The 13,424-nt window shown below is 71.1% G+C and carries 11 protein-coding genes; 5 read left to right on the forward strand and 6 right to left on the reverse strand.

Translation table 11 applies throughout. The features are described 5' to 3' along the window. The first annotated feature begins 259 nt into the window (after window positions 1-259). A complete protein-coding gene (locus ACFWJW_RS21450; RefSeq protein WP_387243809.1) occupies window positions 260-790 on the forward strand; it encodes a MepB family protein in 531 nt (176 codons plus the stop codon). A 349-nt stretch (window positions 791-1,139) separates the two neighbouring features. Next, the gene (locus ACFWJW_RS21455) at window positions 1,140-1,520 is read left to right on the forward strand and encodes a hypothetical protein (protein WP_387243566.1); all 381 of its coding nucleotides are present in this window, start codon (window positions 1,140-1,142) and stop codon (window positions 1,518-1,520) included. Window positions 1,521-1,584: 64 nt separating this feature from the next. Here the strand turns inward: ACFWJW_RS21455 and mscL are convergent, their stop codons facing one another. The 5 genes from mscL to ACFWJW_RS21480 all read right to left on the reverse strand — a co-directional run bounded on the left by mscL (window position 1,585) and on the right by ACFWJW_RS21480 (window position 7,344). Then, window positions 1,585-2,091 (reverse strand): large conductance mechanosensitive channel protein MscL, encoded by a 507-nt coding sequence (gene mscL, locus ACFWJW_RS21460; protein WP_387243569.1) that lies wholly within the window; start codon window positions 2,089-2,091, stop codon window positions 1,585-1,587. A 715-nt stretch (window positions 2,092-2,806) separates the two neighbouring features. Continuing rightward, entirely contained in the window at window positions 2,807-3,640 is an 834-nt protein-coding gene (locus tag ACFWJW_RS21465; protein WP_387243572.1) for an S-methyl-5'-thioadenosine phosphorylase, read from the reverse strand. Window positions 3,641-3,755: 115 nt separating this feature from the next. Next, window positions 3,756-4,094: an FmdB family zinc ribbon protein gene (locus tag ACFWJW_RS21470; RefSeq protein ID WP_387243575.1), complete on the reverse strand. Its 339-nt coding sequence runs from the start codon at window positions 4,092-4,094 to the stop codon at window positions 3,756-3,758. A 112-nt stretch (window positions 4,095-4,206) separates the two neighbouring features. Further along, window positions 4,207-5,508 carry an MFS transporter gene (locus ACFWJW_RS21475; protein WP_387243578.1) on the reverse strand — a complete coding sequence of 434 codons (1,302 nt, stop codon included), beginning with the start codon at window positions 5,506-5,508 and terminating at the stop codon, window positions 4,207-4,209. 315 nt (window positions 5,509-5,823) lie between these two features. Continuing rightward, entirely contained in the window at window positions 5,824-7,344 is a 1,521-nt protein-coding gene (locus ACFWJW_RS21480; RefSeq protein WP_387243811.1) for a potassium/proton antiporter, read from the reverse strand. 179 nt (window positions 7,345-7,523) lie between these two features. Between ACFWJW_RS21480 and ACFWJW_RS21485 the strand changes: the two genes are divergently transcribed. Next, window positions 7,524-10,247, forward strand: a complete 2,724-nt coding sequence (locus tag ACFWJW_RS21485) for a penicillin acylase family protein (protein WP_387243581.1) — start codon at window positions 7,524-7,526, stop codon at window positions 10,245-10,247. A gap of 199 nt (window positions 10,248-10,446) precedes the next feature. Here the strand turns inward: ACFWJW_RS21485 and ACFWJW_RS21490 are convergent, their stop codons facing one another. Then, window positions 10,447-11,079 carry a 5-formyltetrahydrofolate cyclo-ligase gene (locus ACFWJW_RS21490; protein ID WP_387243814.1) on the reverse strand — a complete coding sequence of 211 codons (633 nt, stop codon included), beginning with the start codon at window positions 11,077-11,079 and terminating at the stop codon, window positions 10,447-10,449. Between the two features lie 87 nt (window positions 11,080-11,166). Between ACFWJW_RS21490 and galU the strand changes: the two genes are divergently transcribed. Together galU and glp are read left to right on the forward strand one after the other, a co-directional pair. Next, window positions 11,167-12,069 carry a UTP--glucose-1-phosphate uridylyltransferase GalU gene (gene galU / locus ACFWJW_RS21495; protein WP_387243583.1) on the forward strand — a complete coding sequence of 301 codons (903 nt, stop codon included), beginning with the start codon at window positions 11,167-11,169 and terminating at the stop codon, window positions 12,067-12,069. Window positions 12,070-12,073: 4 nt separating this feature from the next. Continuing rightward, window positions 12,074-13,414: a gephyrin-like molybdotransferase Glp gene (gene glp, locus ACFWJW_RS21500; RefSeq protein ID WP_387243586.1), complete on the forward strand. Its 1,341-nt coding sequence runs from the start codon at window positions 12,074-12,076 to the stop codon at window positions 13,412-13,414. The last annotated feature ends 10 nt before the right edge of the window (window positions 13,415-13,424 follow it).

Raw genomic sequence — 13,424 nt, forward strand, 5'->3', positions numbered from 1 at the left:
ATAAGCCGTTTTCCGAGCGAATCGCCAAGCCGGCACCCGCGCTTGGCCACTCAGAACCATCCTGAAGCACCTGATATATGAACCAAACGCTCACTCAGAGGACGTTTCGTTTGGTAGCCCCGCCGGCGGGGCGTCCTTGGCTGGCCCCACCGTCCCTCGTGGAAACCGATATCCCCGTCCCGCAGGTATGTCCGGCGGGCGGCAATGACACGATGGGGGAATGGTGACAAAGCCCGAAGAATCCTCGGAGTGCCGGTCCATGGTTCCCGCGCCCTGGCCGGATGGGGAATCCCTGCATGCTGAGCTCCTCGCGGCGAAGAAGAGGGTTTACGACCCCTGTGGGTTCATCTGCTCCCGGCCGGTTCCCGAGGCGGAGAGTGCTGAGTACGCGGCACATGAATTCACTCTCGACGGCTCCTCCGTCCGGTTCCGGGTTGCCAAGACCACCCCGACGAAGGTCGGTCAGTTCGTCACGGTGTGGAAGCGGAGCCCCGGCGGGCCGATTCAGCCGTTCGACTCCGGGGATCCGGTGGACCTCTTCGTCATCAGCACTCGCGAGGGCGGCCACTTCGGGCACTTCGTCTTTCCGCGCGATGTGCTGTGTGAGCGCGGCATCGTTTCCCGGAACGGCTCCGGCGGAAAGCGGGCGTTTCGCGTTTACCCGCCGTGGGTGGAGACCACCAATCGGCAGGCCCGCACCACCCAGGCGTGGCAGGTGAACCACTACCTCCGGATCCCTGAGGACGGGCCCCTCGATGCGGCTCGCGCCCAGGCGCTCCATCACCCCTGACCGACAGACCCTGCCACCACCCCGCGGGACGGCGCGGCCCCCACTCATGCCCAGCCGCCCCGGCACCGGACGGGCCCGGACGCCAACCCGCCCCGGCAACGGACCGCCCGAGCGCCCCCGCCCGGCCCGCTCCCAGTACCAATCCGCCCAGTCCGGTCCCAGCGCCAACCCGTCCGGCCCGCTCCCGGCGTCGGTCTGCCCAGTCCGGCCCAGCCCCAATCCCCCGGTCCGGCCCCAGCCTGTCAATCCGCCCAGACCGGCCCCAGCCCCAAAGCCGCCCTGCCCAATCCGCCCGACCAGGTCCAAGCCGACGCCTGACCCGCTCCCGCCCCGCCCGTACCCTGGACACGTGAGCAGCACCCCCGAACCCGAGCCGACGCCCGCGCCCCACGACGGCCCCGCCGCCGCGCAGACCCCCTCCGAGGCCGAGCAGACGCCCTCCGCCACCGGCGAGCAGGCGCCCTCCGCCGCCGCGCAGACCCCCTCCGAGGCCGGGCAGATGCCGCCCGCCACCGAGCAGACGCCCTCCGCCACCGAGCGCACCCCCGCGCCCTCACCCACCGTCCGCCCGGCGGCCCCCCGGCCCGCCGCGAAGCTGATCTTTGACGACCCGTTGAACCAGCAGTCCTCGGACGACACCGACCGCGGCTGGGGCGAGCGTCCGGCCGGGGGCGATAGCGCTGCCGATCTGGCCCGTTTTCTGGACGAGAAGCCGCCCCACCACCTCTGAGCGAGGGGAGCGCACCACCTCTGAGCGAGGTGAGCGGGCGGGGTTCGTCGGCCGCGGGGGTCTGTTACTCGTGCGTCTTCTGGGTGCCGATGGTGCCCGACATGGGTGCGGGCACGGACGGTGCGGCGGTGCGCTGGGCGAGCAGGGCATCGCGGATTTCGGTCAGCAGCTCGATCTCGGTGGGGTCGGCGGGGGCCGCCTCCAGGGCCTGACGGGCCGCCTGGCGTTCCTTCCACTTGTTGATCGGAAGGATCATGAGGAAGTAGACGACCGCGGCGGTGATCAGGAAGGTCAGGGCGGCGCTGAGCACCGAGCCCCAGAGGATGTAGATCCCGTCGGTGAACGCGCCGGTCTTGGGATCCTTGGCGCAGGTGGCGGTCAGGCACGCCTGGTAGTGATCGAGGTTCTGCGAGCCGAGCGCGCCCACGATGGGGTTGATGATGCCCTTCACCACCGCGTTGACGATGTTGGTGAAGGCCGCACCGACGACGACCGCGACCGCGAGTTCGATGACGTTGCCGCGCATCAGGAATTCCTTGAATCCCTGAAGGACGCCCTTGCTCTCGCTCACCTGACAGCCTCTTTCCATGCTCACTACGGGCGGTGCACCAACCATCAGCACCGCAACTTACGTCAGGGCGGGGCAGGGGTGTCCAGTCGTGTGACATGAAGCATCCAGCAGCCGGTGCGTCGGCGCGGAATCGGTGGTTCCGGGGGAGGAGGCCGAGCGTGCGGGCCGTAGGGACGGAAGCCGCGGTACCGGTGCGGTGGGCGCGCCCCCATTGGCGCGCGGCGGGTGCCCCGCCATGCGCAGCAGTCTCGCGTGGGGCGGGCGCGGAGGCCACTTGATCTTGGAGCATGGTTCACCGCCCTCCCGGGGCCGCCGCCGATGGGCATCCGGGGGCCGGGGTGTCTCGTACGGCACCGTACGACGCCCCGCCGGCCAGTGCTGCGGCGGTCAGCGCCAGGCCGGCGGCCAGTAAGCGCTGCCGCGCGAGCCGCACCCCTCGGCGCCGGCCGCCGCCCGCCCGGACCGGTGGGAAGTGCGGCACTTCACACGGCGGGGGAGCGGGCAGTGGCGCGGAGAGGGGGTCGGGGACGGCTGGGGAAGGGGGAGCGGGAGTGGTCCGGAGCATGGTGGCACCGCCAGGGGGTGAGGGGTCGGGTGAACCGCTGATCACCACCGTGCCGGAAGACTCCGTCCGCCCGCTCGGGGCTGTGGACGGCCCCGCTCCTGTGGACAACTCGGCCACCCGGGAGGGGGAGACCGAGCGCTCCGCGGGGCGTTACGGCAGCTTGATGCCCAGGTCCCAGCCGACGTGGGCGCCGGTGCACAGGCAGTCGCGGGCCGCGTTGTCCGGCAGGCCGGCGATCGCGTCGAAGAGGACCTCACGCAGGCGGCCGACGTTCTCGGCGAAGACCCTGAAGACCTCGTCGTGGGAGACGCCCTCACCGGTCTCGGTGCCCGCGTCCAGGTCGGTGACCAGGGTCAACGAGGTGTAGCAGAGGCCCAGTTCGCGGGCCAGGACGGCTTCGGGATGACCGGTCATGCCGACCACCGACCAGCCCTGTGCGGCGTGCCAGCGCGATTCGGCGCGGGTCGAGAAGCGGGGGCCCTCGATGACGACGAGGGTGCCGCCGTCGACCGGCTCCCAGTCGCGGCCGCGGGCCGCTGTGAGGGCGGTCCGGCGTCCGGTGGGGCAGTACGGGTCGGCGAAGGTCAGATGGACGACGTTGGGGGTGCTGCCGTCGGGAAGCGGCTCGCCGTCGAAGTAGGTCTGGGCCCGAGCCTTGGTGCGGTCGACGAGCTGGTCGGGGACCAGCAGCGTGCCGGGGCCGTACTCGGGGCGCAGTCCGCCGACCGCGCACGGGCCGAGGACCTGGCGTACGCCGAGGGAGCGCAGGGCCCACAGGTTGGCGCGGTAGTTGATGCGGTGCGGCGGGAGGTGGTGGCCGCGGCCGTGCCGGGGCAGGAATGCGACCTGGCGGCCGGCGATCTCTCCCAGGAACAGTGAATCGCTCGGGCGCCCGTAGGGGGTGTCTACCGTGATCTCGGTCACGTCGTCGAGGAAGGAGTAGAAACCCGATCCGCCGATAACGCCAATCTCCGCGTCAGCCATGCCGATCACACTATCGGGGCGCGGCGGAGGGGGAAGGCGGATGGCGGGGACGAAAGCAAGCCGTAAGACGACGGAACCCGCCGTCGGTGACGGCGGGTTCCGGGCACGTGCGGGGTCAGGCGGCGGAGCTGGTGCCCGAGCTGCTGCTGGTGGACGAAGCGGCGGCCGGGGCGGAGGACTTGCTGTCGGAGCTGCCGGACGAGGAGCTCGACGAGTCCGAGGAGGACGTCGTGCCCGACGCGGAGGTGCTCTTGGCGGGGCTGCTGCTGGACGACGAGCCGCGGCTGTCGTTGCGGTAGAAGCCGGAGCCCTTGAAGACGATGCCGACCGCGGAGAACACCTTCTTGAGGCGTCCGTTGCAGGCGGGGCACTCCGTGAGCGCGTCGTCGGTGAACTTCTGCACCGCCTCGAGGCCCTCGCCGCACTCGGTGCACTGGTACTGGTAGGTCGGCACTTGTCTTCCTCCTGGCACTCTCACTCGATGAGTGCTAACGACGCTCCATATTGCAGTATTCCCGCCCGCCAGTCCACCGTGACCGGCGGACGGTGACCGACTCCACGCTCGGTCAGGCGCGCGCCAGCTCCCGTTCGCGGTCCTCGGAAACGGCCGGAACCCGGGCGTCGGCGCCGTCCGCCGGGGCGCCGGCGACCACGGTCGAGGAGCGCGGCAGCAGGTGGGCGCGGAGCGCCAGCAGCACCGTCAGGGCCAGCGCCGTACCTGCCAGCGGCACCAGGAAGCCCATGCTCGGGCCGAAGCGGTCCGCCAGCTGGCCGGACGAGGTGGCCGCGGCCGCCTGGCCCAGCGCGACCGCGCCGGTCAGCCAGGTGAACGCCTCGGTGCGGGCGGCGGCCGGCACCAGCGACTCCACGAGGGTGTAGCCGGTGATCAGGGCCGGGGCGATGCACAGGCCGACGACCAGGCCGACGGCGCCCAGCAGCGGCATCGCGGTGACCGCCCACAGCGGGGTGGTGGCCAGCGCCAGCAGCCCGTAGGCGACCAGCAGCCGGCGCCGCGGGCCGACCTTCCAGGCGAGGGCGCCGCAGGCGATACCGGCGAGCATGTTGCCGCCCGCGAAGATCCCGTAGAGCACGCCGTTGATGCCGGGCTGCCCGATGTGCTCGGTGAAGGCGGTCAGCGAGACCTGCATCCCGCCGAAGACGGCGCCGATGCCGAGGAACGCCACGATCAGGACGCGTACGCCGGGCACCGACAGTGCCGAGACGCGCGGCCGGTCGCCGGCCTGCGCCCGGTGCACCGCCGGCTGGCTGCGCTTCTGCGCGGCGAACAGCAGCCCGCCGGCCAGGGTCAGCGCGGCCTCGGCGACCAGCCCGGCCGCCGGGTGGATGCCGGTGCACAGCGCGGTCGCCAGTACGGGGCCGACCACGAAGGTGAACTCGTCGGTCACCGACTCGAAGGCGGCGGCCGTCGGCATCAGCGGACTGCCGCCGAGCCGGGCGGCCCAGCGGGCCCGCACCATCGGGCCGACCTGCGGCGTCGAGGCGCCCGTGGGGACCGCCACCACGAACAGCGCCCACAGGGGGGCGTGGGCGAGAGCGAGGGCGATCAGCGCCGCGACACCGGCGACATGCGCCAGCACGCCGGGGATCAGCACCGCGCGCTGCCCGAAGCGGTCGGCGAGCTTGCCGCTCTGCGGGGCGAACAGCGCCATCGAGACACCGGTCGTGGCGGACACCGCGCCCGCGGTGCCGTACGAGCCGGTGGTGGACTGGACGAGCAGCACGATGCCGATCGTCAGCATGGCGAAGGGCTGCCGGGCCAGGAAGCCGGGCAGCAGGAATGTCCATGCACCAGGGGTGCGGAGCAGTGGTCCGTATCCGGAACGGGAGTCCTTGACCGCGGATGCCACGGCCGGGCCTTTCTGCCGCCTGGTAGCGCGCCACCCGCGAGGTCGTCACGGGAACGCGCCGAGAGCTGTCCTCTCGCGCAGGACCGAGTGATACCGCGTGGTCCGCACCGGGAGAGGTGGCTGCGTAAGGCAGGGGGACCGCGGCCGCCGAGCGGTCGCGCCAGCTCTGCATCAGGCAGAGTTGGTTCGTCGATGTGCCTCTTCATACTACAGGCCGCGGGGCGTGCAGCCCTGGGATCGGTCAGGGCAGAACGTAAATTCCCTTGGGATCCGTGGAGAGATACAGCACATTCCCGCTCGGGGAGCGGCCGGACCTCAGCGGTGGCGGTGCCGCGACCGTCCCGTGGGGCCGCCGGTCCCCAGCCAGCCGGCCAGCTTGCCGCCCTGGGAGACCGCCTGGAGCCGCCGCTCCGCCGCGTCCCGGACCGGATCGGTGGCGACCACCAGCAGCTCGTCGCCGCGCCGCAGCACCGTGGCGGGTGACGGCACGAAGCTGGAGCCGTCCCGGACGATGAGGGTGACCGCGGCGCCCGCGGGCATCCGGAGCTCGCCGACCTCGACGCCGTGCATACGGGACGCCGGGCCGATGGACGTGGACAGCAGATGGCCGCGCAGCCGCTCCAGGGGCGCCGACTCGATGCCCAGGTCGGCGGCCTCCTCGCCGTCGCCCAGCCGCAGCCGCCGGGCCAGCCAGGGCAGTGTCGGCCCCTGGACCAGGGTGTAGACCACGACCAGCACGAAGACGATGTTGAAGACCCGTTCGCTGCCCGGGACATCAGCCACCATCGGGATGGTGGCCAGCACAATCGGCACCGCACCGCGCAGCCCGGCCCACGACAGCAGGACCTTCTCCGGCCACGGCACCCGGAACGGCATCAGCGCCACGAACACCGAGGTAGGCCGGGCCACCAGCGTCAGGATCATGCCGATCACCAGCGCCGGGACGATGTCGTCGATCAGGTTGTGCGGGGTCACCAGCAGGCCCAGCAGGACGAACATGCCGATCTGGCCGAGCCAGCCGAGGCCCTCGGCGAAGCCGCGGGTGGCCGGGGCGTGCGGCAGTTTGGCGTTGCCGAGGATCACCGCGGCCAGGTAGACGGCGAGGAAGCCGGAGCCGTGCGCCAGCGCGCCGGCCGCGTAGGCGGAGACCGCGATGGCCATGACGGCGATCGGGTACAGGCCGGACGCGGGCAGCGCCACATGCCGCATGGCGTACGCGCCGAGCCAGCCGATGGCCAGACCGATGGCGGCGCCGATCGCCAGCTCCAGGGTGATCTCACCGAGCAGGGTGTACCAGTGCTCGACCGGCCCCGCGGTGGAGAAGGCGACGACGAGGATGACCACGGGGGCGTCGTTGAAGCCGGATTCGGCTTCCAGTACGCCGGTCAGGCGGGCCGGCAGCGGCACACTGCGCAGCACGGAGAAGACGGCCGCGGCGTCCGTCGAGGAGACCACGGCACCGATCAGCAGCGCCTGGCGCCAGTCGAGTCCGGCCAGATAGTGCGCTCCTGCCGCGGTGACCCCCACGCTCACCGCGACGCCGACCGTCGACAGCGCTGCCGCCCGGGGCAGCGCCGGTCTGATCTCTTTCCACTTGGTGCCCAGGCCGCCCTCGGCGAGGATCACGACCAGCGCCGTATAGCCCAGGAGTTGGGTCAGCTCGGCGTTGTCGAAGATGACGCCACCGGGCCCGTCCTGTCCTATGGCGACGCCTATCCCCAGATAGATGAGCAGGCTGGGGAGCCCGCTGCGCGAGGAGAGCCGTACCGCGGCGACCGCAATGAGCAGTACGAGCGAGCAGACCAGCAGGAGTTCATTGAGGTGGTCGACAGACAGGAGCTGATCCTTCCTCGCACGGGTTCCGGCGGCTTTCCTTACCGTATCTAGTTACTGAGACTAACAATTTACCATTACTTGAATGTTGGCTGCGCTGGCGGTGACTCCGCGTAGGGGTCCTTGAACCCGTGCGCCTATGGTTGCTCCAGCACTCCCACCCTGCCCCTCGAAGGACAGAGATGCCCGCCAACAAGTCCGGCCCAGTCCCCAGGAAGAAGAAGGGGCGGCGCGGCCGCCTCGTCGCGATCACGGTCGTGCTGCTGCTCGTGGCGGGCATCGGCTTCGGCGCGTTCTGGGGCGTCAGTACCGTCCGTGCGTCGTTCCCGCAGACCACGGGCTCACTCAAACTCCCGGGACTGACCAACCCGGTGGACGTCACCCGCGACGCCCACGGCATCCCGCAGATCTACGCCGACACCGACGAAGACCTCTTCCGCGCCCAGGGGTACGTCCAGGCCCAGGACCGCTTCTGGGAGATGGACGTACGGCGGCACATGACCGCCGGCCGGCTCTCGGAGATGTTCGGCAAAGGCCAGGTCAAGACCGACTCGTTCCTGCGCACCCTCGGCTGGCACGAGGTGGCGCAGAAGGAGTACGACACCAAGCTGTCGCCCGGCACCAAGAAGTACCTCCAGTCCTACTCCGCGGGCGTCAACGCCTACCTCAAGGACCACGAGGGATCCGCGCTGTCCCTGGAGTACGCGGCGCTGGACTTCGAGAACGACTACAAGCCCGAGAAGTGGACCCCGGTCGACTCGGTGGCCTGGCTCAAGGCGATGGCCTGGGACCTGCGCGGCAACATGCAGGAGGAGATCGACCGGTCCCTGATGACCAGTCGCTTCACCCCCGCGCAGATCGCCCAGCTCTACCCGGCATACCCGTACAAGCGGAACAAGCCGATCGTCGAGGGCGGCGCGGTCGACCCCGCCTCCAAGCGGTTCACGCCCAGCGGTTCGGCGAACGCCGCCCCGGCCGGCCCCGGCGGGGTCACCGCCGGCCTCCAGACGCAGCTGTCCTCGCTGTCCAAGACGATGAACGAGGTCCCGGCGCTGCTCGGCCCCAACGGCAACGGCATCGGCTCCAACTCCTGGGTCGTCTCCGGCGCCCACACCACCACCGGCAAACCGCTGCTCGCCAACGACCCGCACCTGGCACCCCAGATGCCGTCGCTCTGGTACCAGATGGGCCTGCACTGCCGCACCACGAGCCCCAAGTGCAACTACGACGCCTCCGGATTCACCTTCTCCGGGATGCCCGGCGTCGTCATCGGCCACAACCAGGACATCTCCTGGGGCATGACCAACCTCGGCGCCGACGTCACCGACCTGTATCTGGAGAAGGTCAACGCCGACGGGTACTTCTACGACAACAAGCAGCAGCCCTTCATAACCCGCAAGGAGACCATCAAGGTCGCCGGCGGCGAGAGCCGCGAGATCACCGTCCGGTCCACCAGGAACGGGCCGATCGTCTCCGACCGCAACGGCGAACTGGCCAACGTCGGCAAGGACGCCCCGGTCGGCAACGCCGCCCCGGACCGCGGTGACGGCTACGCCGTATCGCTGCGCTGGACCGCGCTGGACCCCGGCAAGTCCATGGACGCCGTCTTCGAGATGAACCGCGCCAAGGACTGGAACGACTTCCGCAAGGCCGCGGCCCACTTCGAGGTCCCGTCCCAGAACCTGATCTACGCCGACACCAAGGGCAACATCGGCTACCAGGCTCCCGGCCGGATCCCGGTCCGCGGCAAGGGGGAGGGCCAGTTCGACGGCACCTACCCGGCGCCCGGCTGGAACCCGAAGTACCAGTGGACCGGCTACATCCCGCAGAAGGCCCTGCCGTACGAGTACAACCCCCGGCGCGGCTACATCGTCACCGCCAACCAGGCCGTCACCGACGAGAAGTACCCCTACCTCCTCACCAAGGACTGGGGCTACGGCTCCCGCAGCCAGCGGATCAACGACCTGATCGAGTCGAAGATCAAGGACGGCGGCAAGGTCTCCACCGACGACATGCAGACCTTCCAGAAGGACAACAGCAGTGAGATCGCCCGGCTGCTGACGCCCTACCTGACGAAGATCGACATCAAGGACAAGTACGTCCGCGACGCCCAGCAGCTGCTGGAGGGCTGGGACTTCACCCAGGAGCCCGACTCCGCCGCGGCCGCCTACTTCAATGCCGTCTGGCGCAACACCCTCAAGCTCGCCTTCGGCAACAAGATGCCCAAGGAGGTGCGCCCCGACGGGCAGTGCCTCACCGTCCGCCCGGCCGACGAGACCGGCCCCGCCGACGAGAACGACAAGTACCTCCGCGAATGCGGCGAGCGGGCCGGGGACACCGCCCAGCCCGACGGCGGCGACCGCTGGTACGAGGTCGTCCGCGGCATCCTCGACGACCCGGACAACGCCTGGTGGAAGACCGAGGACCGGCCCAACCGCCCCGGTGACAAGAACCGCGACCAGCTCCTGGCACACGCCATGAAGGACGCGCGCTACGAGCTGACCTCCAAGCTGGGCAAGAACATCGACAACTGGAGCTGGGGACGGCTGCACCAGATGTTCCTGACGAACCAGACCCTGGGCACCGACGGACCCGGCATGCTCCAGGGCCTGTTCAACCGCGGCCCCTGGAACCTCGGCGGCGGTGAGGCCGCGGTCGACGCCACCGGCTGGAACGCCGCCGGCGGCTACGGGGTCACCTGGGTCCCGTCGATGCGGATGGTGGTCAACCTCGCCGACCTCGACAAGTCCCGCTGGATCAACCTCACCGGCGCCTCCGGGCACGCCTACGACGCGCACTACTACGACCAGACCGACAAGTGGGCCAAGGGTGACCTGCTGCCCTGGGCGTACAGCGAGAAGGCCGTGAAGAACGCGAGCAAGGACACGCTGACGCTGTCCCCGTAGGGGCGCGGGTGGCGGGCACGCCGCCACCTGGTGAGCGCCGAGCCGTCGGGCGGGCCGGAGGAATCCGGTCCGCCCGACGGCTTTCCGGTTCCTCCCGACGGCTTTCCGTTTCCTCCGCACGGCTTTCCGGTTCCGCCCGGCCGTTTCCCCGTCGGCCGTGCTGCCCGGCCGCCGCCCGCCCGCCCGTATACGGCCCGCCTCAGCCCTCCGCGGGCTCCCCCGGCTCCGTGAACCGGTGCACGCCCGACGGGGTCACCGCGGCATGCACATGCCGGTCGTGCGGCTCGCCCGGTACCTCCGCCAGCACCTCCGCGTCGTACAGCAGCACCACCAGCGACGCCCGCGCCCCGGCCCGCTCCAGCCGCGCCAGCACCCGGTCGTAGGAGCCGCCGCCGCGCCCCAGCCGCAGCCCGCGACGGTCCACCGCGAGCCCCGGCAGCAGCACCACGTCCGCCTCCGTGACGGCCTCCGGGCCCAGCCGCTGCCCGTCCGGCTCCAGCAGCCCGCGGTCCGCCCGTACGAGGCCCTCGGCGCCCTCGTAGAGCGCCCAGTCCAGGTCGTTGTCCGGCAGCAGCACGGGCAGCAGCACCTGCACGCCTTCCGCCCGCAGCAGATCGAGCAGGGCGCGGGTGGAGGGCTCGCCGCCTATCGAGACATACGCGGCGACCGTGGGCAGCGCCCCGGGCCGCGGGGCGACCGGCCACACCAACTCGTCCAGCTCCAGCGCGCGTCGCGCCAGCGCCTCGCCCGTCGCCGCGACGACATCCGGCGGCAACGCTCTCCTCACCTCCAGGAGATCCCGCCGCAACCTGTGCTTCCTATCGTGGCCGATGCTCACTGTGCGCCCTTGCTCCCGCTCTCATGCTCTATTCACCAGACCCTCATCATCGTGCCGATAGGGCCGGTTATGGTGTCGCGCATGACCCCATCGCACACACGGATCAGCAAGGCTGTCATCCCCGCAGCCGGCCTCGGCACCAGGTTTCTCCCCGCCACAAAGGCCACACCCAAGGAGATGCTCCCGGTAGTCGACAAGCCCGCCATCCAGTACGTGGTGGAGGAGGCCGCCGCCGCCGGGCTCTCCGACGTCCTGATGGTGACCGGCCGCAACAAGCGCCCCCTTGAGGACCACTTCGACCGCAATTACGAGCTCGAAGAGGCCCTGCACCGCAAGGGCGACGAGTCCCGGCTCGCCAAGGTGCAGGAGTCCAGCGACCTGGCGACCATGCACTACGTGCGCCAGGGCGACCCCAAGGGCCTGGGCCACGCGGTGCTGTGTGCCGCACCACACGTGGGTGACCAGCCGTTCGCGGTCCTCCTCGGCGACGACCTGATCGACCCCCGCGACCCGCTGCTGGCGCGCATGGTCGAGATACAGGAGCAGCACGGCGGCTCCGTCATCGCCCTCATGGAGGTCGACCCCGCGCAGATCCACCTCTACGGCTGCGCGGCCGCCGCCCCCACCGGCGACGACGATGTCGTGGTCGTCTCCGACCTGGTCGAGAAGCCCGACCCGGCCGAGGCCCCCAGCAACCTCGCCATCATCGGCCGCTACGTCCTCGACCCGGCCGTCTTCGAGGTGCTGCGCAAGACCGCCCCGGGCCGCGGCGGCGAGATCCAGCTCACCGACGCCCTCCAGGCGCTGGCCGCCGACCCCGGCCTCGGCGGCCCGGTGCACGGCGTGATCTTCAAGGGCCGCCGCTATGACACCGGCGACCGCGGCGACTATCTGCGTGCCATTGTCCGACTGGCATGCGAACGTGAAGACCTGGGCCCGGACTTCCGGACCTGGCTTCGCAGTTACGTCACCGAGGAGATGTGAGACGTTGAACAACGCCACCGGCCGGACCAGCCACCAGGACCGCGTCTGGTCGGTGGCCGAGCATCTCGACGACGTGCTGTCGAAGATCGCTCCGCTCGACCCGATCGAGCTGCAACTCCTCGACGCCCAGGGCTGCGTCCTGGTCGAGGACATCACGGTCCCGGTCGCCCTGCCGCCCTTCGACAACAGCTCCATGGACGGCTACGCGGTCCGGGCCGCCGATGTCGCGGACGCCACGGAGAGCGCCCCGGTCACCCTCACCGTCATCGGCGATGTCGCGGCGGGCAGCGGTGAGCTGCCCGCGATCGGGCCCGGCCAGGCCGCCCGCATCATGACCGGCGCCCCGGTACCGCCCGGCGCCGGGGCCGTCGTTCCCGTGGAGTGGACCGACGGCGGCACGGGCCAGGGGCCGGCCGCCACGATGCGCGCCCACAGCGCCGCCCCCCAGGACGCCGGCGGCGAGGTCCGCGTCCACCGCCCGGCCGCCGCCGGCGCCCACATCCGCACCCGCGGCAGCGATGTCCCGGAAGGCGAGTCGGCCCTGGCGGCGGGCACGGTCCTCGGCCCCTCCCAGATCGGCCTGCTCGCCGCCATCGGCCGCGGCACGGTCCGGGTCCGCCCCCGCCCCCGCGTCGTGGTGCTGTCGACCGGCAGTGAACTGGTCCAGCCCGGCGAGGCGTTGGGCCCCGGCCAGATCCACGACTCCAACAGCTTCCAGCTCACCGCCGCCGCCCGCGCCGCCGGCGCCATCGCCTACCGCGTCGGTGCCGTCGCCGACGACGCCGACACCCTCCGCTCCACCCTGGAGGACCAGCTCATCCGGGCCGACATCCTGGTCACCAGCGGCGGTGTCAGCGTCGGCGCGTATGACGTGGTCAAGGAGACGCTGGTCGCCCTGTCCGAGACGGAGCCCGACAGCTCGTCCCTCGCGGACGGCACGGTCGAGTTCCGCCGGCTCGCCATGCAGCCCGGCAAACCCCAGGGCTTCGGCCTCATCGGCCCCGACCGCATCCCGCTGCTCGCGCTGCCCGGCAACCCCGTCAGCTCGTATGTCTCCTTCGAGCTGTTCGTCCGCCCGGCCATCCGCGCCCTCATGGGCCTGCCCGAGGTCCACCGCCCCACCACTCCCGCCCGCTGCACCGAGGCCGTCGCCTCCTCGCCCAAGGGGAAGCGCCAGTTCCTGCGCGGCTCCTACGACGCCGAGGCCGGCACGGTCACCCCCGTCGGCGGCGCCGGCTCCCACCTGATCAAAGCCATGGCGCACGCCAACGCGCTGATCATCGTCCCCGAGGACACCACCGAGGTCCCCGCGGGCGCGGACGTGGAGGTCGTCCTGCTCGGATAGCCCGCTGCCG

Source organism: Streptomyces sp. NPDC127097 (assembly GCF_042724075.1).
Taxonomy (GTDB): domain Bacteria; phylum Actinomycetota; class Actinomycetes; order Streptomycetales; family Streptomycetaceae; genus Streptomyces.